Source organism: Pseudoflavonifractor sp. 524-17, from assembly GCF_009935845.1.
Taxonomy (GTDB): Bacteria; Bacillota; Clostridia; order Oscillospirales; family Oscillospiraceae; genus Pseudoflavonifractor_A.
Genome location: NZ_QWEK01000017.1, coordinates 71,998 through 92,242 on the forward strand (window position 1 = coordinate 71,998; position 20,245 = coordinate 92,242).

The window sequence follows — 20,245 nt, forward strand, 5'->3', positions numbered from 1 at the left end:
CCTCCTCAATCTTTTTCCGTTTCTTCGCGGGCGAAGCGCTCCTCCAGCCGCGCCACGCTCCAATTCTGCTTGAACTGTCCCAGGGGACCGGGGCCGAACATGGCCCGCGCCCGGTTGTCCATCTCCAGCAGCCGCGCCCACAGCTCCGGATGGTGGTTTCTCAGCTTCCGCAGCTCGCCGATACGCTGGAGGGGACAGCACCAGCAGGACGCCCGGTGATAAATCTCATACAGCCCGCCGAAGTCAAAGCCCCGGCTATAGCAGATTTGCAGGGCCTGGGTCTCCGTGACGCCCCACTCCATCAGGGGATAGCGGTGCCGGGGATCGTCCTTGCAGCGGCGGGCTTCATCGGCGGCGATACCGATGTAGTGCAGGACATCCGGCTCCTTTTTCAGCCGGTTGGTCGCTTCCTGAATCAGCTCGGTTTTGAGCTTGCTGGTACACCAGCGCACCTTCATCCCCGGCCAGCCATAGCCGGTCACAGGCTGGCCCATGGCGAACCGGCGCGCTATGGCCCGCTTTTGTTGCAGCGGGTTGTCAAACATGAGCCGCTCAAAGCCGTGGGGATGGCGCAGAGTGATAATATGGATGCCGCGCTCCTGACAGAGCAGACTGTCCAGCTTGGCCATATGGGCTTCCAGCTCTGGGAACTCCATGCCGGTGTCTGCATAGAATACGCAGTCGATGGGCATGTTCTTTTCCAGCATCAGCAGGAGCATGGCTGTCGAGTCCTTGCCCCCGCTCAGGTTAAGGACGTGATAATTGCCGGTTTTTTTCGTTTTTATCCGCTATTTCCTCCTTTTTCGCAAAAAATAAGCCCCGGAAGGAGCGAGTCCTTTCGGGGCGGATTGGTGTGGCCGTTGTGGTGCTTCTGTCTAGGGCGGAACCAGCAGGCGGCGGAGCAACTGGCGCTTCACAGGGCGCTGTCACCTCCCGGCAGGGCGAAGTACGCCTCAAATTCCCGCCGCTGGGCGGCGCTCAGGGAGGCGAAGTGCTCCCCCTCGAAGCTGCACAGCAGGAACGTTCCGGCAATAAAGTCTCCTTTGTCCGTGGGATTTTCCCGGTTGGGCATGAGCTTCTTGTGTTTGCCCTCGCCGTTGCAGATGAGCATCACCCGCTGGGGCAGGTAGCACCCGGCCTCAATGGGACCGCCCACGATCTGCTGAAAGGCTTCCAGGGTGTCCGGCGCCCGGGCCGGGCGGGGATTTTTGCCGGGCTCCACCACCAGAATGTCAATTTCTCTTGTCATGCGATGTCCTCCGTTCGTGTTATTGTCCAGCGGCATACCACGCCAGATCGTGGCTGGCCTGGGATGCGTAATACTGGCTGATGGTGACGGGGGCGTTGTACAGCGCCGCCAGGGTGTACGCCTTGATATTGCGTATCAGCGTGGTGTTCTGGTTCATGCTCTCCAGGACGTAGGCGACGTGCTCATGATTGAGCTTCAAAAACCGGCTCTTGACCACGCTGGCGGCCATTTCCTCTCCGGAAATACGGATAAAATCCTTCCGGGAGCAGCAGACCTCCGCCATCAGCTCCACATAGCCCTCCAGCGTTTCCCCGTCGTAGGGATGCTCTTGAAGCAGGAGATCAAAGTCGATAGCTTCTTTTAGCAGCGCCCGGTATCGATCCATCTCATCCATCCGCATCCAGTCCTTGGTCCGGCCGGGGGCAGGGGGAAGGATAGATGGATCCGTCTCGTTCTGGTCAGTTTGTTTCTTCTCAGTCTTATTAGCGGCCCCTCCGGGGAAGTCAAGACCGCCCGTTTCGGGATGTGCAGGCTTCCCCGTTTCGGAGGTCAAGACTTCCGGGGCGGGGTGAGGCTTCCTCAAAGCGGAAGTCTGGCCGTCTTTCGGGGACTGGGGCGGTTCCGGTTCCGGCGCTGGGTCGGAAAGCGGGGGCAGGACGAAATTCTTGACATAAATGCGGGTGGGACGGCCCTGGCCCTGCTTTTTGCGCTCAATCAGGCCGGTATGCTCCAGCTCCGCAAACAGCTTGACCGCCTTGTTGTGGCCGCAGTCCAGCATTCTCATGGCGTCCTCCTGGGTGAAGTAGAGGTACACGCGCCCCTCGATGTCCGTCCAGCCGTTTTTTACCGACAGGCCCATGCGGTCCAGCAGCAGGCCATAGAGGACCTTGGCCTCAAGAGATACGCACTTGTAGCGAGGGTCCGTCAGCAGTGTTTTAGGGATACGGTAAAAGCTGTATTGGTCCCCTTCGCTGCCGTAGTAGTAGTCCAGATTCAGGTTTGCCGGCATGATGACTGCCTCCTTCTTGATATGCGGAAAACAAAAAAGCGGGCCGGTGACTGTAAGGTCAGTCACCGGCCCGCTCATGCTTCTGCCGCTTGTTGATTTGTCTGTAAACGAAAAAACACCGCATAGCTGGCAGTCAGCTATGCGGCGGCTAATCCCCGCAGTGACAAAAAGCCACCCCGCAACTGACTAAAGTCAGCTGCGGGGGTGGCTGATGCCGGCCTACTGCCATGGCCACGGCTGGGTTCGCACACGCACGCGCAATCCCTTCATAGGAATGTCTTTATGACCAACCAAGTAATAATCCTTGCCGTTATGCTCCACGCTGGTAATCGCCCAATAAGGGACGTCGTGATACTTATCCGACACAAACGCCTCAATCACACTGGTGCAATCATAGCAGTGGCCCTTTGCCGTCCGGTACTTCCCGGCAGTCCCTTTACTGAGGCGGCTTTCCTCTATGACAGGCCGGGTCAGATAGGAAATGTAATCCTGAATATCTGCCAGCCGTTCCGTGATGCGCCGCAGCTCGTCCAGAAGGAGAAGCTGCTCCCCATCGGTAAAATCAATGTCCAGGCCGCTCAGATCATCATAGTCCGTGTAGGTGGAGAATTTGAGAAACTGCTCGATATTTCGGTTCAGCTTGATCGCCTCCGAAAGCACTGTCTGTAAATCAGCCATGCCGTGCCTCCTTCTCTTTCTATGTCCAATCAAATTTATAAATGTTGCGTGTGCCACGTCTCCAGCAGAGATACAATCACTTCCTCCATTTGTTGGGCCGTATAGGACTGCGGGAAGTATTGTTTCAGCCGCTCCCGTTTGAGCACCACCTGCACCGGCGCTGGGCGCTGTTCTGTCAAGATTGCGTCAATGACAGCGGTGTTCAGGGTCCCCTCTCTGTTGTACTGTTTGATTTTTGCAAGCTGTGTTCGTCCTGGAAGCATGTTTTGTTTCTTCATTACCGCTGCAAGGTCAGACTGAACGCTTCTTGGCAGGTCGGCTATGTAATCAGCGGCGGTGCTGACGGACAGCTTTTCTTCGTCCACTAGCACCAGCAGCGGGGCAATCAATTTTGTAAGAGAGATATACCTTGCAACCGCCATACCAGATTTTTCACCGGCATCCTGTGCAATTTGGTCTCGCGTGGTCATCTTCTGCACCGCCGGTGCAGAAGTGAGGTCCCGGCGCTGTCCCTGATGTTTCAGGGCTTCCAGCTTCATCCTGTAAGCCCAAGCCTTTTCGCTGGGCAGGATTTTCTCCCGTTGGAGGTTGGAGTCCACCATAATAATAGTGGCCTCGTCGTCATCCAGCGTCCGGATGAGCACCGGCATGGTGGTTTTGCCGGCCAGCTCGCTCCCACGCTTGCGCCGGTGGCCCGCCACAATCTCATAGCCGCCTGACCGCCGGGGCCGGACGATGCCGGGGACCAGGACGCCGTACTCCGCGATGCTCTGCGCCGTTTTCTCCATCGCCTCATCGTCCCGCACCTGGAACGGATGGTCCTTGAAGGGAAAGAGTTCCGTCAAGGGGACTTCCTGCACCCGCTCAACAACCTCCTCTCCATCGCCGCCCGTCTGAAACAGGTCGTCAAAGCCGGTCAGCTGTATCTTGCCGGCGCTGCTTTTCATGACAAAACCTCCCGTGTCAGGGCGGCATAGGCGGCGGACACCTTACCGGCAGGGTCGTGGAGATAGATGCTCCGGCCCTCCGCGCTGGTCTCCGCCGCACGGATGGAGCGGGGGATGATGCTGTCGAAAATACGCAGCCTGTCCCCGTAGGCGCTGCGGAGCAGTTCGATGATGTCCCGAGAGTAGGTGGTCCGCAGGTCCGCCATAGTGATGAGAATTCCCGCGATGCGCAGGCCGGGATTAATTTTCCTCTTTACATTGGAGATAGTACGCAGCAGCTGTTCCAATCCTTTGATGGATAAGTAGTGGGCCTGTATCGGGATCAGAACTTCGTCCGCCGCGGCCAAGGCGTTGATGGTCAGCATCCCCAGCGAGGGGCAGCAGTCCAGCAGGATAACATCGTACTGGTCCCGGATGCCGTTCAGGTACTCCCGCAGAACCGTCTCCCGGCTCATGGTGTTCACCAGCGTGACCTCCAGGCCGGACAGCTCGATATTGGCAGGCAGGAGATCCACCCCCTCCGCCTGATGGAGGATGCCCATATCCGGCGGCAAAGGCTCGTCCGATAGGATACGCCCCAGCAGCTCCGCAAGGGTGTGTTCCATCTGGTCAGGGTGCTGATAGCCCAGGCTGGCGGTGAGCGAGCCCTGGGCGTCCACGTCCGCCAGGAGGACCCGCTTGCCCTCCCGGGCCAGGCCAATGCCTAGATTCACCGCTGTTACTGTTTTTCCAACGCCGCCCTTTTGGTTGCAGATTGCCGTTATCTTAGCCATAGTTCTTGTATTCCCTCCTCCTTTTGTGCTAAAATAAAAACAGGACTAAACCAGTGCGCCCCTTGCTGTGGGGTGTTTCTGATTTAGTCCTATTTTAACAGGCCCGTCTTGATACTCCCGGCAGCTTCCACCCCTCAATTCATATTTGCAAAACTCAATCTGACTTTCGATAGAAATACTATCCTTTTTGTCAATGGACTGTCTTGCATAAATTGCGTCAATTCGATTGTTCATTTTGCGCTCCCTTTCTGAAAAGAAACGGAGCTGCTGACGCTATGATTATATCATCAGCAGCCCCGCAAAGCAACGACGCGGCAAAAATTTAGCTGGCCGGTTCCTCCGTCTGCCGGTGGCTGGCATACTTACGGAACACCTCATAAAGCCGCTGCTCCAACTCCCGGCGCTTTGCTGCCTCCTGCTCCGGGGTGAGAATGGGGGTGAGGTTTTCCAGCGGGATTTCCCGGCCCTGGAAATTGACAATCTCGGTCTGCGTTTTGTAGCTGATATGCTCCATAGGCAACTCCTTGTTTTCAAATTTTCAAACGGGTCTGTGATGTAGCTGCGGACATTTGTCCGGCGTTTGTCCGAAAAGTGGGCGCTATTTACTCCCACTCGTTTTATTTATACTTGTTATTGTTCTTATAGTTCTTATTAGAGGACAGGTTTTTTGCCTGCGTCAGCCGGGTTTCTGCCCTATTACAAGAACAGTTTTCCGGCCATGGTGAAGGACAAGTTTTTATCCATCAGGGGCGGCTAAATTTTTGTCCATCAGGCAGTTTCACATAGATATGATTGGGCTTGGAAAACTGCTGCCGTTTGCGTTCAATCAGACCCGCCGCCTCCAACTCAGCCAATACGTTCTTGGCAGTGGTCATGCTCTTGCCGAGCATTTCGGCTATCTTCTCAATCGGGAAGATGATATAAACTCTCCCCGCCTCGTCCGTCCACCCGTTGAGCTGGGACAACCGCGCCCGGTCAAGCAAAAGGGCATAGGCCAGCTTGGCGGTAAGGGTCAAGCCCATATCCAGCAGGAACCAGGGGAAGAAGAAATAGGGCGGCAATTCGGTAGTTATCGTCATGTAGTCGGTCATGGTATTAGCCTCCTTAGTGTGGGGCTGTCAGACCGCCGCTGTGGGCCGTTAGAGGCCCGTTTTCGGGGTCGGGAAGGAAATGTATCAGGCCCCCTTTGAGGGCGGTCTTGAAAGCCCTGATATTACTGCGTTTTCAGCGGGTACTTTTTCTACACATCAGCCCGGTTTTTCCTGGCCCATGTGCGTTTGCTCCGTTTCACCCGTTCTGCGGCACAGGTGGAGCAATAGAGAGTGTTGTGCCTGGGCGGGGCAAACGGCCTCCCGCACTCCCGGCAGTGCCGCCGTCTGACAGAGGAAGGCGGGAACAATGCGGCGCACAGGCCGGCGTCCAGAGGAAGGACGGCGGCGCGGAACCACTTGCAAATCAGGGAGTAGGTGATGCTCTGAGGACAGATACATTCCTCGCCATCGTCCAGAAGCAGACAGTTTCCGCAATCGTAGTTGCAGCACTTCCGCACCAGCCTCCGGGCCGTCCGGTACTGTTGATAGGTCATGTGTGGGATTTCGGATGCGCCCATTTCACACGTTCCCTCTGCAAAATCCTAAAAGCGTCAGATTTGCGTTTTTAGCGTGAGTGCCAATCTGGCGTTGACGATACCTGACCCGCAGGAAAGGAACAGACGCAAAGCGGGTGTTCCTTTCCTGCGGGTGTGCAAGGGGTTTGGGGAGTGCAGCTCCCCATCGCGTCCGAAGGACGCAACGCCCCCGGCAGGGCGCACGACACCGGAACGGTGTATAAGTGCGCTGTTGGAAACAGACTGGATTTCCGGCACTAAAAATCATGCTGTTCACTGTGACCTCCTTGGCATAGGAGGAACAAGCCGCCGGAGCAGCTTGTCCCTCCCGGTGATAGGGCGGTTGCCCCTCACTTGGTAGCCATCATGCCGGGGTGATCGTCAGGGCGGTCAGCGGAAAAATTTGAAAAACTTTTTCCGAACACTCTCGATGCTTTCATGGACTGCGGCCTTGGAGCAGCCGCACCGCCGTCCAATCTCCGCATAGCTGTAATCGTACAGCGCATAGAGCAGAAACCGCTCCCGTTGGGTGGGAGTACAGAGGGCCAACACCGCCAGAATTTCATCCAGCGTCTCCCGCTGGCAGACCAGTTCCTCCGGGGTGGCGCAGTAGGGCAGAATGCCTTGGGCTGCGATTATGTATTCGTCGCACTCGCGCCCGTCCCAGTGCCGTCGCTGTTCCCGGTCAAGGCTCCGCTCGGTGCGCTTGACCAGCTCCCAAAACTCGTCAAGGGTGGCGGCGTCCTCATAGGTCAGTTTGCGGCTGTATCTTTTGATGGTAATCTCCATCGTGTTATCCTCCTGTTCAGATTTGGGGTAAGCGAAATCTGAACAGGAAAGGCGGACCGCGACACCGGGGCTGGATGGGACAGTCCCCTGAAAAAGCAAAAATGCCCGAACAGCACAAGGCTGTTCGGGCGTTGGGGTTGGCGATATGGGTAGACAAAAAACGACTATTTTCGCAAACCTGGGAAGGGGATGCCGCTGCGGGGATTAGGATTTTTTTGATGAAAAATCAGGTAATGCGAACATGGGAAAAGACACGACAGCGCCTCCTTGACGGTTGCCGTGTCTTTTCAAAAGAAAGGGCCGATAACCGCATTTTATATCTGCGTGTTATCGGCTCTGCGTCTGCGCGTCTGGCTCTTTGATAACTGAAACATGGAATTTTTCTACATGAATGAGCATTTCTTTCCGGCATTTGGGACAGAACAAGGGGAAGTTTATCAACTGCGTATCGGAACGCATTTTGATGCGGGTCTTACTGCCGCACACAGGACATAGCAGCCATTCAAAACTTTCCGCAGGAACATCACTTTTCATCGCTTTTGCCGCCCTTTTCCTGGTGCAGTACAACGCTGCTGACAAGGCCGATACCGCCCAGCACAGCGCACCATTTGGACGAGAACACAACACCCGCCGCCACCAGGCCAGCGCCGACAACGAAATTGCACACTGAGGCCGCTTTCAGCGTTTTCTTTTTGGGGTTGGAGAGCGATACAGAAACCCCCAGCTTTTCATTCAGCTTTTCGCAGGCACGATTGACTTCTTTTACCATTGTCTTACCTCCTAAAAATCAGTTGTATGCCGTGATTGGCTATGAGCAGCACACCGACACAAATTATGATCCATGCAAGCGTGTTCTTCTTTTTCCCTTTTCTCTTATTCAAGAGCAGGAAAAGCACCCCCACGACCGTAATGCAGATGCCGACAATCAGCGAAACGATTGAGATAAGCTGCATCGTTTCTGCACCAGGAACGGGGATAAAGCTGGGAATGGGAAAGTTCATGTAGCTGCCTCCTTTTCTGTCAGTTACTCAAGTCAGAAGAAACCATTTTGCGGACAGTGATTGCGGAAAAGCCTGCGCCGATCATGCCAAACACGATAGCCGCAATCGGAATGGACATCAGCCCTGCGCTGCTGCCTTGGGAATTGGAAACAATGGCGGCGAGTGCAAAGGATGAAACGATGGTCGCAATCGTGGACTTCTTTATCATTCCGATGTAGAGCGGGAGCAGGCCCAGCAAAACAGCCGACAAAGCTGTGATGGCTTGTGTCATCAGATTTGCAGGGCTGGTGGTGACAAAGGGGAAATATTGGCTTATAAAGGACAGGCAGGCGTATTGAAAAATGCCGGACAACCCATGAAATAGAAGCATGATGCCGCATATCAGGATAATCTTCACGGCAATCAATTTTCCACGCTGGACAGGATAGGTAAATAGCAGATTTATCGTTTTGCTACGGTATTCTTCCACGATAAATGCTGAAATCAAGACCGCCTCCCAAACAATCAGCATAGCCCTCACAAGCATGGTTGCCAGCGTCAGCGTATCCAACTGCGCGGGTGGCAGGCCGGTCACAGCAACTCCACCGTCTGCGCTCAGGAGGGAGGAAGTAAACGCGCTCAACAAGGTAATCACAACATTTGCGGCCAGCAGGCTAATAAAATGCGATTTGAGCGAAACCCTTTTCAATTCCAGCTTAACAAGGTTTTGCATGGCTGCCACCTCCCCCCAGCAAACTCAAATAATAGGTTTCGAGGTTCATGCCCTTTTCCGCAATCTCCGTCATGGATATTTCCGCAAGCATGGAACCATGGTCTATGATGCCGATGGTGTCCGCGATTTTGGATAGCTCGTCCAGAATATGGCTGGATATGAAGATGCTTGTGTGATGCTCCCGGTTGATCTGCCGGAGTAGTTCCCGCACTTCCATCACGCCCTGGGGGTCTAATCCGTTGATTGGTTCGTCCAGAATGAGCAGTTCCGGCTTAGTCAGAAAAGCCCTCGCAAGGGCAAGCCGCTGTTTCATGCCCAGAGAAAATTTGCCTACGGCTTTATTGTCAGTCTCTGAAAGGCCCAGCATCGCCAGCATTTCCCCGATACGTTCATAGCCCGCGCCCATATACCCACAATGCAGTTCCAGATTTTCACGGGCACTCAAATGCTGATAGAAAACGGGGCTTTCAATGATGCTCCCAATCCGGGAGAAAACAGAGTGGTTTCCTTTTTCGACGCGCTCTCCTAACAGGGTGATCGTTCCGGCATCGGGGGCCATGATGTGATAGAGCGTTTTCATCAGCGAGGTTTTCCCCGCGCCGTTTGCGCCTAAAAAGCCGTAAATCTCACCTTGTTTCACCCTCAAGGTTACATCATTCAAAATGACGCTGCCGTCAATGCTCTTGGATAGATGGCTGGTTTCAACTGCATAGGTCATGCCTGCGCCGCCTCCCCAGACTGGTTCAGCCTCTTGAAAATCAGCGTGACCCGATGGGCAAGGCCCACAAGGGAATACTGTGAGCTGCCCAGATAGGGGAGTGTGAAGGATGAAGTCAATTCCCAGCCCTCTTTGCCCCAGCGGTTTAATTGGGCGGTCAGGGCATCCTGGGAACGCTCCACGTCTTTGCAGTCTACGGTGACAGTTTTGTACTCAAATGTTTCCATGAAATCTCCTTTACTCAAAGATACTGCCCACAAGAATATCTGCCATACGGTCAAACACAGCGAGATAATCACAGGTGACAGCAAGGGTTTCTTTTGCGTTGATGGTTGACAGCAATGCGCTTAAAATCCCATACGCCTGAGTTGCCTCCATTCTCAAAGCGAGGTTTGCGGCCTGAACAGCTTGCTTAAAAAATTCAAAGCTGTCAAACTTGATTTTTTGCATGGTTTCTTCCGGGAGCTTTGTCACGAAAGACTGAAAATCCGGGGTGTTGACGTTATACAAAAAGGGCTTGCTGTCATACTCCCGGAACAACTCTTTCATTGACTGTGCAAAGCCCTCCTTAGTCTGACTGCTCCTGTTGATGGCAAGGACTTTCTCAGTCAGTCGCTGTTGTATGCGCTCGATGGTTTCCGAAAATAGATCTTCCTTTGTGGGGTATAGCGTGTAGAATGTACCGATGGAGATGCCTGCATTGTCACATAGATTTTTGATGCTGGTTTTTTTGTAGCCGTGTGCAATCCAGCACTCCTCGCACAGTTCCCCCAGCCTCTCGCGGATGGCCTTTTTATCGGCATCTGAAAGAACAGGTTTTGATGGCATGGGTTCGTCCTCCTTTCTTGCGATTTCATATTGCGAATATTCACAAAATATATTCGCAATTAAATAATAGCACTTCATTCTTACTTTTGTCAAGGGAAAACCCAATGTTTCATGAGAGAAGCAAAATTGTCAGCAGCTCCGCTCCATAGTTTTTGTGGTCTTGTCCATATTAGTGAAATCCTACTGCCAGACAAGGGAGTTCGATTTATCGCAGTCAATAACAATATCGACAGCGCACAGCCTTCAGACAACGATTTTGCTCCGTTTTTGAACATCATGAACGAATATTATGCGAAGGACACAAGCAAGAAAATCAAGGCGATTTTCCGTTCACGGATGCAGGCCGGAAAGCGGTGCAGCGGCTCTGTCCCCTATGGTTACACACGGCTGGACGGAGACAAGCAGACCCTCGTTGTTGATGAAGAAGCGGCGGCGGTCGTGCGGCGGATATTCCGGCTTGCCTGCGAGGGGCAGGGACCCACGCAGATCGCCGAGACCCTGACTCGGGACAAGGTGCTGATACCGACCGCATATATGGCGGAGAAGCACCCGGAGCGGAACCTGGAACACAGATACTCCGACCCTTATTTCTGGTCGAACCGCACCGTCATCTCCATCCTCGACTGCCGGGAATATCTGGGGCATACCATCCTCGGCAAGACGGTCTGCGAGAACTTCAAGACCAAAAAGCGCAGGCCGGCCACGCCGGACGAGTTGATGTTCTTTCCCGACACCCATGAAGCCATCATCGACCAGGAAACCTGGGACACCGCCCAGCGTCTGCGGGCACGCAAGCCCAAGCGCCTGTCCAGCGGCACAAACACGCACCGCCTGTCCGGGCTGGTGTTCTGCGCCGACTGCGGCTCAAAAATGCGGTATACCAGCCCGGAGGCAAAATCCATCAGGGGCGGGAAAGTATATGATTCCGATTCCGCTTTCCAGTGCGGCGGGTTCAGCAGTGACCGGAGGAACAAAAAATGCGTCTCCCATTTTGTGAAAGCATCGGCTCTGGAGGCGGCGATTTTGGCGGCAATCCAGAAGGTGAGCGGATATGTCCTCGAAAACGAGGCGGATTTTATCGAGCAGATGCAGAGCCGCTGGAAAGCCCAGCAAGCGCAGACCTCCGATGATGACCGCAAGGAACTGGCCGGCATCGGGCGGCGCATAGACGAACTGGACATCCTGATACAGGGCCTTTATGAAAGCAATATGCTGGGCAAGCTGCCGGACCGCCAGTACCAGCGGCTTATGAACCAGTACGACAGTGAACAGGCGGAACTGGAACAGCGCAGGACGGAACTGGAAAGCGCCATGTCCGCCAACGAGCAGAAAAAGCCCGACGCCAACCGTTTCATTGGCCTTTTGAATAAGTACCGGGAGTGTTCCGAACTGACGGACGCTATGCTCTATGCGTTCATTGAAAAGATTGAAGTCCATGCCCCGACCGGTGGCCGCACCGTCTACCGCCAGCAGAGGATTGACATTTACTTCAACTTCATCGGGAACTATGTCCCGCCTGTGGAGGAGGTCAGCGAGGAGGAGCGCATCGCCGCCATTGAAGCCCGACAGAAGGAAAAGGCGGAGGCCAAGAAGCGGCGGTATGAGCAGCGGCGGCGGGAACGGCTCGAAGCCCTCCGGGAAGCCGCCCGGACCGACCCGGAAGCGGCGGCGCAGTATGAGGAGCATCTTCAGAAGAAGCGTGAAGCCGGACAGCGGCAGAGGGCAAAGCTGAAAGCCCTGCGGGAGGCCGACCCGGAGTATATCCGGCAGATGGAGGAAAAGGAGCGCATCCAGGCGGAAAAGCAGCTTGAGAAGGAGCGGAAACGGCAGGAACGCGCCAGCCGGAAACAGAAAGAGACCCGTTCGGAACTGGTGGCAAGGGCCAGGACCGACCCGGAGGCGGCGGAACAGCTTGCGGCGTTGCGGGCAAAGGAGGCCGACAGGCGGGCGCAGAGGAAGGCGGAGCAGGAGCGGCGTATGTCTACAGACCCGGCATACGCAGAGCAAATCCGGCAGCGCAATCTGGAGTACAGCCGGAGGCACACAGCAAGGCGCAAAGCCCAGCGGCTGGAACTGGAAGCACGGGCGAAGGCCGGCGATACAGAGGCGGCGGCACAGCTGGAGGCACAGCACGCCTATATGTGCGAGGCGCAAAAGCGGAGCCGCCAGAGAATGTATGACGAGGCCGCAACAGGTGACCCGGAGGCAGTTGCCCGGTATGAGCGTTACCTGCAAATGCGCCGGGAGGGCTATCACAAAAAGAAAGAGGAGGCATCCGCATGAAGGAACTGAAACAGCGTATCCATGAGAACGGCATCAACTATGTGCTGGCAGGCGATTACTACATCCCCGCCGTGAAGCCGCCGGAGGAGGAGCGCCCCATCGGGAAATGGGGGCGTATGCACCGGGCGTATCTGGAGGACACCAATCCCCTCCTGCTCAATCATCTTATCCTGACCGGGCGCATCTTCACCTACCTTGCCGACCTGAACGAACAGGCGCAGTACCGCTACCAGCGTATCGTCCGGCAGATGATGGAGGCCGAGGGCGTGACCGAGGACATGAAGCGGCGGTCACAGATGGAGTGGGTTCGGGCCATGAACAGTATCGCCAGCCGCGCCGAGGAAATCGTTAAGGCCGAAATGATTTATGCCTGACTATCCAGTTTCCCCGCATTGACAACCGCATATCTGACAAGACGCTGCCCTGCATCGTGCAAGGCGGCGTTTTGCCGTACATAGGGGCTGTCCTATGGCGACCCCTAAATTTATTCAACCAGGAGGACAAGACTATGAAGCTGAACGAACTCACCCAGGAGCAACGCAACGCCCTCTGCGCCTTTGGGCAGGCCGACCAGGACGCCACGGTTGCCAATCTGATGATTGCGGGCGCGGCGGCGGTCAAGCCGGAGGCGGTGAAGGTCCTGACGGAGCTGGCCGACCGGCTGTACCGTCTGCCCATGAGCGACACCGAGTACCAGACGCTGTTCTACACGGTGAAGTACCGCAAGGAGCAGGCCATGACCCGCCTGATGCTGGACTACCAGTGCGTGAGCGGCGACATGGAGACTACCCGCCCTTGGAAGCCCTACGCCAAGCACCTGATCCTCTCCACCTTTGGCAACGAGAACGCCATGAACACCGTCCGCCGCCTGCTGATGGCCGAGAAGGTGACGGTGGACCCGGCAATCCGGCAGACCGTCCATGAGCTGGTCTCCGACATTGCGGTTATGGCGGTCTGCGCCCCGCAGAAGTACGCGGCGTATCTGGCGGACAGCAGGAGCATTGATGCAGCGTATGTGATGGACGGTGACGAGGCGGTCATCCGGCAAAAGTAAGAGGTCACGCCGAGCCTTAAAAGCCTGTTATGGGGCTTTTAAGGCCCTACATAGGGATATGATTTCAATGCCTATCTGCGCTCTGCGACAAACGAAATATAGGCTTGAAGTTTTCAAGGAAATCTTGTAATTAAACAGGGCGTGTGATATACTATCCATGCAGCATTTGCATGACAATACTGGAGGGAGCGCAGATATGGCTGTTTGCTATAACAGGCTTTGGAAACTTATGATTGACAAGGGTTATAACAAGACACAGGTGTGCGAACAGGCCAAAATCAGCACAAATGCAATGGCTAAAATGGGGCGCAATGAGGAAGTGCGGCTCGAAGTGCTTACCAGGGTATGCGCCTTATTAGACTGCACTTTAGACGATATTATTGAATTAGTGCCGGACGAAGCCGGGACATAATAACACGGGAGGATCAATCAAATGGCAGAAAGAACAAACGCCAACATCGGCTTTGAGAAACAGCTTTGGGATGCGGCCTGCGTTTTGTGGGGCCATATTCCCGCGGCAGAATACCGAAAAGTAATCATCGGGCTTATTTTCCTGCGCTACATTTCCGCAACCTTTGACAAGCGTTATCAGGAACTTGTAGATGAAGGCGATGGCTTTGAGGATGACCGCGATGCTTATGCCATGGAGAATGTATTCTTTGTCCCGGAAGAGGCAAGATGGAGTACCATTGCTTCTGCCGCCCACACCCCGGAGATTGGCACTGTCATTGATGCGGCCATGCGGGCGATTGAAGCGGAGAATAAAACGCTGAAAAATGTACTCCCGAAGAACTACGCCAGTCCCGACCTTGATAAGCGGGTGTTGGGCGATGTGGTCGATATTTTCACCAACAATGTCGATATGAGCAACACGGAAGAGAGCGAAGACCTTCTGGGGCGCACCTACGAATACTGCATCGCTCAATTTGCGGAAAAGGAAGGCGTGGGCGGCGGCGAATTCTACACGCCGTCCAGCGTAGTCAAAACGCTGGTCGCTATCCTGCGCCCGTTTGACAACTGCCGTGTTTATGATTGCTGCTGTGGCTCCGGCGGTATGTTTGTGCAGAGCGCAAAGTTTATTCAGGCCCATTCCGGCAGGCGTGGAGCAATCTCCGTTTATGGGCAAGAGGCTAATGCCGACACCTGGAAAATGGCGAAAATGAATATGGCTATTCGCGGCATTGACGCCGACTTCGGCCCTTATCAGGCAGATACATTCACCAACGATTTGCATCCGACCTTAAAGGCGGATTTTATCCTTGCAAATCCGCCGTTTAACTACCATCCCTGGAATCAGGAAAAGCTGTTGGGAGATGTGCGCTGGAAGTATGGAACGCCTCCTGCCGGAAATGCCAACTACGCATGGATTCAGCACATGATCCACCACCTTGCGCCGAATGGGAAAATCGGTCTGGTGCTGGCAAATGGGGCGCTCTCCACGCAGTCCAGCGGCGAAGGTGAGATTCGCCGGAAAATCATAGAGGACGATTTGGTGGAGGGCATCATTGCCATGCCGACACAGCTTTTCTACAGCGTCACGATCCCGGTTACGCTGTGGTTTATTACCAAGGGCAAACAGCAGAAGGGCAAGATGTTGTTCATTGATGCCCGCAAAATGGGACATATGGTTGACCGCAAGCACAGGGATTTCTCCGAAGAGGACATCCAGAAGCTGGCGGATACCTTTGAGGCTTTTCAGAACGGAACACTGGAAGATGTGAAGGGCTTTTGCGCTGTTGCCACCTTGCAGGATATCGCAAAGCAGGACTATATCCTGACACCGGGGCGCTATGTGGGGATTGAGGAACAGGCGGACGATGGCGAACCGTTTGAGGAGAAAATGGCAAGGCTGACCTCGGAGCTTTCCGATATGTTCGCCAAGTCCCATGAGCTGGAGGAGGAAATCAGGAGAAAGCTGGGGGCGATTGGGTATGAGATATAATCTTTCGGATATATGCGACTATGCTAAGGGAAAGATTGATGTTGCCGCATTGGATAAAGATACCTATATTTCCACAGAAAATATGATACCTAATAAAGCGGGGGTCATGAGTGCATCTTCACTTCCCACCGTACTACAGACACAAGCGTTCCTTACAGGTGATGTGTTGGTATCGAATATCAGACCGTATTTCAAAAAAATATGGTTTGCCGGATTCGATGGCGGTTGCTCTAACGATGTGCTTGTATTTAGGGCGAAAGATGGTGTGAGCAAGCGGTTTCTGTACTATGTCCTTGCCGATGACAGATTTTTTGATTATTCAATGGCGACTTCAAAAGGCACGAAAATGCCTCGTGGTGACAAGACGGCAATCATGAAATACGAGGTTCCTGACTTCGCATATGAGGAACAGGAAAAAATTGCCGGAATATTGGATGTACTTGACAGGAAAATACAGCTTAATACAGCAATAAACGAGAATTTAGCGGCTTAGAGGTCAAGACTGGAAATATCCAGTTCGCCGGACATGAGTTTTGGCAATAAAGTATCTCTTAAAGCAACTAAAGATTGATTCTGTTCCTCCAATATTCTTTGTTGGGCAAAGATGGGAGCGCAGAAATCATTAAATCTGGCGATAGTATCTGCGTCAGGAATGACAGCAGGAACACCTTTCATGGTGCTACCGGAAACTTCTTTGAAAGTCGAGCCAGAAGCCATACCCTCAATAATCGGGAGGTTGTGTTTCAAGAAATAATACACGAATGCTGTCCCAATTTCTGGCTTGGGAACAATCGACTTGAAGCCTTGATTGGTTGTTACCTCACCGGCAGCAATAGCAATATAGCCGATGGGCGCACGAGAAGAGAACAAAACAGTTCCTTCCGGCATAATGGTCGCACTACTATTTTGCAAGCCGAGTTCAGTAATGTCATTTTCGCCATGTGATATGAACTTTGACTTGTTGATTGACAGGTCTTTTGGAGTTATCCATGCAATACCAGTTTCGGTGTAATACTCTGGTTTTGATTTTGAAGGTGTGCTTCCTCCAACAACTGCACCGAGATCACTGATAGTCCCTATTGCCCATTTAGGGTCAGCATTATCAATAAATGATTCCTGAAAAAACGCCTGGGCCTGCTGCTCTAAATTCTCGTTTACTATGGGAGGTAACCATATAGAATGAATAGAATATCAAAAGAAGCATTCGGTGTTCTCAAAGAGATTATAGAGAATGAGAAAGTACCAGAATATTGGGCCAATAGATTTGAAAGCCTTGGCACAAGAGAAGACAGTATACTTCGAGGTTGTTTCAAAGAACTCTCCGAAGTAGGAATGATTTCTACCCAATGGGCAGACAATCATCCCTACTTCATCCGAGTGCTAAAAGATGGCTATCTTTATGAAGAATATATGAAAGAAGAAGAGTTAAGTGCAATGAGCCAGTTTGAAAGAGAATTATCTAACCTTTTGGAGAGAGCCAAAACTATAAAGAAACCGATTGAATGAGAAGAACGTAATTCCTCTAAATGCCGCTCCCATCGGAACTGATATGGCAGAATATAATAGGCCAAGCGAAGATTGGATTAACGATGCAGAGATTTTTTTTCAACAAGTTTCTCAAAAACCACTCTCTTGCAGACAGAATAAAAAGGTTGCTTTTCCATCGTTCATTGGATTGCTTCCCTCAACTTGTGTCCTGTTTTCAGAGTGTAGCTAATGACCGTGATTTTATAGATGAAATGAATGGCATTGAAAAAAGGTTGGTTCCTGCGTATCAGGCAAGGACTTTGCCACAGTATGATGTATTCCTTTCACACGCAAATGCAGATAAGGAACAGTTTGTCGATGAACTCAATAGTTCTTTAGAGAAGCTGGGTGTGAGAATTTTTTATGATAAAAAATCCCTTGAACGGAGAGATAAGTGGAAAGACCGCATTTTAGAAGGAACAAAGAAAGCGGAATTTGCCATTATCGTCATATCTAAAAATTTCTTTGATCGTGAATGGACGGAGAAAGAGTTATATGAGTTTTTGAATCGTACTATGAAATTCTCTGTTTTGCACAATCGCTGAAAGCCTTGCAACAGAACGTATTCAGAAAAGTTTAAGAGAGATTTTTTCCTCAGTCATAAGAAGATAAGCAGTTTTATAGATAATCAACCTAAAATTCTCTGTTTCGTCACCCTTTACCGCCTCTTTTCTGTCTCTTGTTAGCCTCTTTCTAAATACTTTCTTCCAGCTTTTTATAGATTTTTTTCCCTATTTTATCAAAATCAATGCTTATTTTGCTTTCTTTCTGCTCAATATTAAAACTTTCGTGCTGTTTTCTGTATAACCAATGAGAAATATCATTATTTTGCTACTTATTATCTCTATTTTCTTTCATAAATGCAATTATTGGTAAATAACTTTGTAAATACATAGTATTTACCTCCTTTCTTCTTAATTTCTTATATTATATTATAAAAATTTTTTACAGCAAACTGTCGCTATAATGTAGCCTCTATAATTCTCTTAGATACCATATTGTCACTCTGTAAAAGTCTTGTATTTACTGTCATTTTTCAAGCGTTTCCTGTGCCAGTTTTTGAACCCATTTTCTGCATTTATGATTAGCAAGGATAGGCCGAATTACAAAAAATAAGAACGCATAAATGAGGCTTAAAGCCTCGCCTTTGCGCTCTGGTGTACTTTCCCCTGTGACTACTGCCCCAGCCCATAGGGAACCGCCAGAGGCCGGGGGGATGGTTTTGGGAAAATACCCTTGCTTGCTCTTGTGCTGACTTTTCTCGGCAGATTTCCCGACCGACACAAAATCACGGCGGAAGCGGACGTTTACGGCGGCGGCGGTGATGGTTGCCTTTGTTGTTATTGAACAACCCCTAATTGCTCTTGTGTAGTTTTTTACCTCACTTAATCGCTCTAATTGCACTAAAAAAATTTTTGTGTTATACTATCAATCGGAGAAGTGCTTTCCCTATTATTATTAGGGATTTTTTGATGGAGGACTGAATAACCCTTAATTGCTCTTGTGTAGACTTTTTTGCACGCCTGCGACAGTAATAAAACAGAAGTTGCCATAAAGGCCAATGTGGGCGGCGCTGAAAGCGCCGCCCACATTGGCCTTTATGGCTATATAAGCGCTCGGCGCTTTCAGCGCCTCGCGCGCAGTTATCAAAAGAACTTATTGCGTGTCTGCTGATTTCGTTTGTCTCCAGCGGCAGGAGCATTGACCTTGCTATAACATGGCGAACGGGCCGCCGATTTTCGGCGGCCCGGAGTTTCTGCCCTTATTCCTTTGCCAGCTTGTAAAAGGTACAACGTGTAGTCCCTGTTAGCTCCATAGCTTTCCGGGCGGTGATTTCCCCGGCTTTCCACTGTCCTATGATTTCCTCCCAGTTATCCGGCTTCTGCGCTTTCGGCCTCCCCAGCTCCACGCCCTTTGCTTTTGCGGCGGCTATGCCCTCGGCCTGTCTCTGCTTAATGCTGGCTCGCTCTTGCTCTGCAATAGTCCCCAGCACTTCAATCAAGATATTGTTTACCATTTCAAGCACCCATTCTTGACCGTCTGCAAAGTCAATCATTGTTGTAGGCAGGTCTATCACCTTTAGCCTGATACCGTTTTCTTTGAAATACTCAAGCTCTTTCTTAATATCACACTTATTACGGCTCAACCTGTCCAGAGATTTAACTATCAGAGTATCGCCCCGGCGCAACATGGTATTTTTCAAAGACTGATAGCCTTTTCTGTCAAGGTCTTTTCCGCTCTCCTTGTCTATCACTATGTTCCGCTCGTCAATTCCCTGTGCTTGTAATGCTATCATCTGTCTATCAAGGTTTTGCTCCTTAGTGCTTACTCTTGCATATCCATAGGTACGGCTTTCCATGTATTACACTCTCCTTTCGTTCTCTTGTGATAATAAGAGTATAGCACAAGTGTCTGTAAAAGTCAATCCAAAATTAAAGACATCTATAAATTATTTTGAACTTTTGCAGACGCAAAATCAGGGCTGTTTTGTGGCTTTTTAACGTGTCTATAAAGGTATACCTTGCCGAACACTTTCCTATTCTCTAAAATCAAATAGGCTTTTAGGCTCTATATCTAACACTTCACACATCTTGAATATTACATCAAATGACACTCCCACATTGCCTAATTCTATTGCGCTTATATGGCTCCTATCAATGTCAACTAATTCTGCTAACTGTAATTGTGTTAGTTTCTTTCGCTTTCGATAGTACACCACATTCAAGCCAAACTTTTCATATAGTGGCTTGTATTCTTGTTTCATGCCTATCACCTCCACAATGATTGTAGAGTGATAGACGCAAGTATTAAACCTTGCTAAAATCCCGTCACGGGATTGACACAAGTATTTTTCTGTGTTACCCTTTCTTTGCGGTATTTATACCCAGCATATCAACAAAATTAGACGGAGGTAGACACAATGAAGAAACTATTAGCCCTTATCCTTGCGGCGGCTCTGGCCCTCTCTCTGGTGGCCTGCGGCGGTGATAGCGGAGCAGGGGACACCAACACGCCCAACACCGGGAACGGGGACACAACAAGCGCAGATACACCCAGCGGCGGTGGGGAAGATAGTACACCAGACGCAACAAGCAAACCGCAAGGTTTATCAATAGGCGATACAGCGGC

28 protein-coding genes and 2 pseudogenes are annotated in these 20,245 nt (G+C 51.7%); 9 read left to right on the forward strand and 21 right to left on the reverse strand.

Features of this window, described 5'->3' with window-relative positions; translation table 11 throughout:
• Positions 1 to 5: 5 nt before the first annotated feature.
• The 18 genes and pseudogenes from D1159_RS07675 to D1159_RS07760 form a co-directional block, all read right to left on the reverse strand.
• Complete coding sequence (locus D1159_RS07675; RefSeq protein WP_347563653.1) at positions 6 to 785, reverse strand: phosphoadenosine phosphosulfate reductase family protein; 780 nt, start codon at positions 783 to 785, stop codon at positions 6 to 8.
• A gap of 128 nt (positions 786 to 913) precedes the next feature.
• Positions 914 to 1,249, reverse strand: coding sequence for a DUF3846 domain-containing protein (locus D1159_RS07680; protein ID WP_161845092.1), 336 nt, complete (start codon positions 1,247 to 1,249; stop codon positions 914 to 916).
• 19 nt (positions 1,250 to 1,268) lie between these two features.
• The gene (locus D1159_RS07685; protein WP_161845093.1) at positions 1,269 to 2,258 is read right to left on the reverse strand and encodes a DUF6017 domain-containing protein; all 990 of its coding nucleotides are present in this window, start codon (positions 2,256 to 2,258) and stop codon (positions 1,269 to 1,271) included.
• Between the two features lie 219 nt (positions 2,259 to 2,477).
• The gene (locus D1159_RS07690) at positions 2,478 to 2,936 is read right to left on the reverse strand and encodes a DUF5348 domain-containing protein (RefSeq protein WP_161845094.1); all 459 of its coding nucleotides are present in this window, start codon (positions 2,934 to 2,936) and stop codon (positions 2,478 to 2,480) included.
• Between the two features lie 35 nt (positions 2,937 to 2,971).
• A complete protein-coding gene (locus D1159_RS07695; protein WP_161845095.1) occupies positions 2,972 to 3,883 on the reverse strand; it encodes a ParB/RepB/Spo0J family partition protein in 912 nt (303 codons plus the stop codon).
• Positions 3,880 to 4,656, reverse strand: a complete 777-nt coding sequence (locus D1159_RS07700) for an AAA family ATPase (protein WP_161845096.1) — start codon at positions 4,654 to 4,656, stop codon at positions 3,880 to 3,882. Before D1159_RS07700 ends, D1159_RS07695 begins: the two co-directional genes overlap by 4 nt.
• A gap of 105 nt (positions 4,657 to 4,761) precedes the next feature.
• A pseudogene (locus D1159_RS07705) lies at positions 4,762 to 4,890 on the reverse strand (recombinase); the annotation flags it as partial.
• An 88-nt stretch (positions 4,891 to 4,978) separates the two neighbouring features.
• A complete protein-coding gene (locus tag D1159_RS07710; protein ID WP_161845097.1) occupies positions 4,979 to 5,170 on the reverse strand; it encodes a hypothetical protein in 192 nt (63 codons plus the stop codon).
• Between the two features lie 229 nt (positions 5,171 to 5,399).
• Positions 5,400 to 5,747 carry a replication initiator protein A gene (locus D1159_RS07715; protein ID WP_160266318.1) on the reverse strand — a complete coding sequence of 116 codons (348 nt, stop codon included), beginning with the start codon at positions 5,745 to 5,747 and terminating at the stop codon, positions 5,400 to 5,402.
• A gap of 149 nt (positions 5,748 to 5,896) precedes the next feature.
• The gene (locus tag D1159_RS07720) at positions 5,897 to 6,265 is read right to left on the reverse strand and encodes a cysteine-rich VLP domain-containing protein (RefSeq protein ID WP_161845098.1); all 369 of its coding nucleotides are present in this window, start codon (positions 6,263 to 6,265) and stop codon (positions 5,897 to 5,899) included.
• A gap of 387 nt (positions 6,266 to 6,652) precedes the next feature.
• Complete coding sequence (locus tag D1159_RS07725; protein WP_161845099.1) at positions 6,653 to 7,051, reverse strand: sigma factor-like helix-turn-helix DNA-binding protein; 399 nt, start codon at positions 7,049 to 7,051, stop codon at positions 6,653 to 6,655.
• 327 nt (positions 7,052 to 7,378) lie between these two features.
• Positions 7,379 to 7,585 (reverse strand): cysteine-rich KTR domain-containing protein, encoded by a 207-nt coding sequence (locus D1159_RS07730; RefSeq protein ID WP_161845100.1) that lies wholly within the window; start codon positions 7,583 to 7,585, stop codon positions 7,379 to 7,381.
• On the reverse strand, positions 7,575 to 7,820 hold the full coding sequence (locus tag D1159_RS07735) for a hypothetical protein (RefSeq protein WP_161845101.1): 246 nt from the start codon (positions 7,818 to 7,820) through the stop codon (positions 7,575 to 7,577). The genes D1159_RS07730 and D1159_RS07735 overlap by 11 nt, the downstream gene beginning before the upstream one ends.
• Positions 7,821 to 7,824: 4 nt before the next feature.
• Positions 7,825 to 8,052, reverse strand: a complete 228-nt coding sequence (locus tag D1159_RS07740; protein ID WP_160637716.1) for a hypothetical protein — start codon at positions 8,050 to 8,052, stop codon at positions 7,825 to 7,827.
• A gap of 19 nt (positions 8,053 to 8,071) precedes the next feature.
• The gene (locus D1159_RS07745; RefSeq protein WP_161845102.1) at positions 8,072 to 8,764 is read right to left on the reverse strand and encodes an ABC transporter permease; all 693 of its coding nucleotides are present in this window, start codon (positions 8,762 to 8,764) and stop codon (positions 8,072 to 8,074) included.
• Positions 8,748 to 9,482, reverse strand: a complete 735-nt coding sequence (locus D1159_RS07750; RefSeq protein ID WP_160637715.1) for an ATP-binding cassette domain-containing protein — start codon at positions 9,480 to 9,482, stop codon at positions 8,748 to 8,750. Before D1159_RS07750 ends, D1159_RS07745 begins: the two co-directional genes overlap by 17 nt.
• Positions 9,479 to 9,709, reverse strand: a complete 231-nt coding sequence (locus D1159_RS07755) for a DUF4177 domain-containing protein (protein WP_161845103.1) — start codon at positions 9,707 to 9,709, stop codon at positions 9,479 to 9,481. Before D1159_RS07755 ends, D1159_RS07750 begins: the two co-directional genes overlap by 4 nt.
• Before the next feature lie 10 nt (positions 9,710 to 9,719).
• Entirely contained in the window at positions 9,720 to 10,310 is a 591-nt protein-coding gene (locus tag D1159_RS07760) for a TetR/AcrR family transcriptional regulator (RefSeq protein WP_161845104.1), read from the reverse strand.
• Between the two features lie 276 nt (positions 10,311 to 10,586).
• Between D1159_RS07760 and D1159_RS07765 the strand changes: the two genes are divergently transcribed.
• From D1159_RS07765 to D1159_RS07790, 6 genes are all read left to right on the forward strand, one after another.
• On the forward strand, positions 10,587 to 12,593 hold the full coding sequence (locus D1159_RS07765) for a DUF4368 domain-containing protein (protein WP_243152177.1): 2,007 nt from the start codon (positions 10,587 to 10,589) through the stop codon (positions 12,591 to 12,593).
• The gene (locus tag D1159_RS07770) at positions 12,590 to 12,967 is read left to right on the forward strand and encodes a TnpV protein (protein ID WP_161845106.1); all 378 of its coding nucleotides are present in this window, start codon (positions 12,590 to 12,592) and stop codon (positions 12,965 to 12,967) included. Before D1159_RS07765 ends, D1159_RS07770 begins: the two co-directional genes overlap by 4 nt.
• Positions 12,968 to 13,101: 134 nt before the next feature.
• Positions 13,102 to 13,647: a hypothetical protein gene (locus tag D1159_RS07775; RefSeq protein ID WP_161845107.1), complete on the forward strand. Its 546-nt coding sequence runs from the start codon at positions 13,102 to 13,104 to the stop codon at positions 13,645 to 13,647.
• Positions 13,648 to 13,843: 196 nt separating this feature from the next.
• Positions 13,844 to 14,059: a helix-turn-helix transcriptional regulator gene (locus tag D1159_RS07780; protein ID WP_161845108.1), complete on the forward strand. Its 216-nt coding sequence runs from the start codon at positions 13,844 to 13,846 to the stop codon at positions 14,057 to 14,059.
• Positions 14,060 to 14,080: 21 nt separating this feature from the next.
• On the forward strand, positions 14,081 to 15,589 hold the full coding sequence (locus tag D1159_RS07785) for a class I SAM-dependent DNA methyltransferase (RefSeq protein ID WP_161845109.1): 1,509 nt from the start codon (positions 14,081 to 14,083) through the stop codon (positions 15,587 to 15,589).
• On the forward strand, positions 15,579 to 16,082 hold the full coding sequence (locus D1159_RS07790; protein WP_161845110.1) for a restriction endonuclease subunit S: 504 nt from the start codon (positions 15,579 to 15,581) through the stop codon (positions 16,080 to 16,082). The genes D1159_RS07785 and D1159_RS07790 overlap by 11 nt, the downstream gene beginning before the upstream one ends.
• Here D1159_RS07790 and D1159_RS07795 read toward each other — a convergent pair.
• Positions 16,079 to 16,774 (reverse strand): restriction endonuclease subunit S, encoded by a 696-nt coding sequence (locus tag D1159_RS07795; RefSeq protein ID WP_347563654.1) that lies wholly within the window; start codon positions 16,772 to 16,774, stop codon positions 16,079 to 16,081. The two genes, D1159_RS07790 and D1159_RS07795, sit on opposite strands and share 4 nt — an antisense overlap.
• Between D1159_RS07795 and D1159_RS07800 the strand changes: the two genes are divergently transcribed.
• Positions 16,769 to 17,095, forward strand: coding sequence for a hypothetical protein (locus D1159_RS07800; protein WP_161845111.1), 327 nt, complete (start codon positions 16,769 to 16,771; stop codon positions 17,093 to 17,095). The genes D1159_RS07795 and D1159_RS07800 overlap by 6 nt on opposite strands.
• 83 nt (positions 17,096 to 17,178) lie before the next feature.
• Positions 17,179 to 17,661 (forward strand): toll/interleukin-1 receptor domain-containing protein, encoded by a 483-nt coding sequence (locus D1159_RS07805; protein ID WP_161845112.1) that lies wholly within the window; start codon positions 17,179 to 17,181, stop codon positions 17,659 to 17,661.
• A 1,217-nt stretch (positions 17,662 to 18,878) separates the two neighbouring features.
• On the opposite strand, the gene D1159_RS07810 is transcribed toward D1159_RS07805, so the two are convergent.
• Positions 18,879 to 19,475: a recombinase family protein gene (locus D1159_RS07810; RefSeq protein ID WP_161845113.1), complete on the reverse strand. Its 597-nt coding sequence runs from the start codon at positions 19,473 to 19,475 to the stop codon at positions 18,879 to 18,881.
• A gap of 177 nt (positions 19,476 to 19,652) precedes the next feature.
• A complete protein-coding gene (locus D1159_RS07815) occupies positions 19,653 to 19,880 on the reverse strand; it encodes a helix-turn-helix transcriptional regulator (protein WP_161845114.1) in 228 nt (75 codons plus the stop codon).
• Between the two features lie 156 nt (positions 19,881 to 20,036).
• Between D1159_RS07815 and D1159_RS07820 the strand changes: the two are divergent.
• Positions 20,037 to 20,245 (forward strand): annotated as a pseudogene (locus D1159_RS07820) (hypothetical protein); the annotation flags it as partial.

Bases quoted from the DNA above. Each gene is read 5' to 3' on its own strand.
- D1159_RS07715 (WP_160266318.1), bottom strand. From the start codon at position 5,747: ATGACCGACTACATGACGATAACTACCGAATTGCCGCCCTATTTCTTC.
- D1159_RS07725 (WP_161845099.1), bottom strand. From the start codon at position 7,051: ATGGAGATTACCATCAAAAGATACAGCCGCAAACTGACCTATGAGGAC.
- D1159_RS07690 (WP_161845094.1), bottom strand. From the start codon at position 2,936: ATGGCTGATTTACAGACAGTGCTTTCGGAGGCGATCAAGCTGAACCGA.
- D1159_RS07685 (WP_161845093.1), bottom strand. From the start codon at position 2,258: ATGCCGGCAAACCTGAATCTGGACTACTACTACGGCAGCGAAGGGGAC.
- D1159_RS07720 (WP_161845098.1), bottom strand. From the start codon at position 6,265: ATGGGCGCATCCGAAATCCCACACATGACCTATCAACAGTACCGGACG.
- D1159_RS07800 (WP_161845111.1), top strand. From the start codon at position 16,769: ATGAATAGAATATCAAAAGAAGCATTCGGTGTTCTCAAAGAGATTATA.
- D1159_RS07760 (WP_161845104.1), bottom strand. From the start codon at position 10,310: ATGCCATCAAAACCTGTTCTTTCAGATGCCGATAAAAAGGCCATCCGC.
- D1159_RS07805 (WP_161845112.1), top strand. From the start codon at position 17,179: ATGCAGAGATTTTTTTTCAACAAGTTTCTCAAAAACCACTCTCTTGCA.
- D1159_RS07680 (WP_161845092.1), bottom strand. From the start codon at position 1,249: ATGACAAGAGAAATTGACATTCTGGTGGTGGAGCCCGGCAAAAATCCC.
- D1159_RS07755 (WP_161845103.1), bottom strand. From the start codon at position 9,709: ATGGAAACATTTGAGTACAAAACTGTCACCGTAGACTGCAAAGACGTG.
- D1159_RS07770 (WP_161845106.1), top strand. From the start codon at position 12,590: ATGAAGGAACTGAAACAGCGTATCCATGAGAACGGCATCAACTATGTG.
- D1159_RS07790 (WP_161845110.1), top strand. From the start codon at position 15,579: ATGAGATATAATCTTTCGGATATATGCGACTATGCTAAGGGAAAGATT.
- D1159_RS07750 (WP_160637715.1), bottom strand. From the start codon at position 9,482: ATGACCTATGCAGTTGAAACCAGCCATCTATCCAAGAGCATTGACGGC.
- D1159_RS07730 (WP_161845100.1), bottom strand. From the start codon at position 7,585: ATGAAAAGTGATGTTCCTGCGGAAAGTTTTGAATGGCTGCTATGTCCT.
- D1159_RS07700 (WP_161845096.1), bottom strand. From the start codon at position 4,656: ATGGCTAAGATAACGGCAATCTGCAACCAAAAGGGCGGCGTTGGAAAA.
- D1159_RS07815 (WP_161845114.1), bottom strand. From the start codon at position 19,880: ATGAAACAAGAATACAAGCCACTATATGAAAAGTTTGGCTTGAATGTG.
- D1159_RS07775 (WP_161845107.1), top strand. From the start codon at position 13,102: ATGAAGCTGAACGAACTCACCCAGGAGCAACGCAACGCCCTCTGCGCC.
- D1159_RS07745 (WP_161845102.1), bottom strand. From the start codon at position 8,764: ATGCAAAACCTTGTTAAGCTGGAATTGAAAAGGGTTTCGCTCAAATCG.
- D1159_RS07710 (WP_161845097.1), bottom strand. From the start codon at position 5,170: ATGGAGCATATCAGCTACAAAACGCAGACCGAGATTGTCAATTTCCAG.
- D1159_RS07765 (WP_243152177.1), top strand. From the start codon at position 10,587: ATGAACGAATATTATGCGAAGGACACAAGCAAGAAAATCAAGGCGATT.
- D1159_RS07695 (WP_161845095.1), bottom strand. From the start codon at position 3,883: ATGAAAAGCAGCGCCGGCAAGATACAGCTGACCGGCTTTGACGACCTG.
- D1159_RS07735 (WP_161845101.1), bottom strand. From the start codon at position 7,820: ATGGTAAAAGAAGTCAATCGTGCCTGCGAAAAGCTGAATGAAAAGCTG.
- D1159_RS07780 (WP_161845108.1), top strand. From the start codon at position 13,844: ATGGCTGTTTGCTATAACAGGCTTTGGAAACTTATGATTGACAAGGGT.
- D1159_RS07785 (WP_161845109.1), top strand. From the start codon at position 14,081: ATGGCAGAAAGAACAAACGCCAACATCGGCTTTGAGAAACAGCTTTGG.
- D1159_RS07810 (WP_161845113.1), bottom strand. From the start codon at position 19,475: ATGGAAAGCCGTACCTATGGATATGCAAGAGTAAGCACTAAGGAGCAA.
- D1159_RS07740 (WP_160637716.1), bottom strand. From the start codon at position 8,052: ATGAACTTTCCCATTCCCAGCTTTATCCCCGTTCCTGGTGCAGAAACG.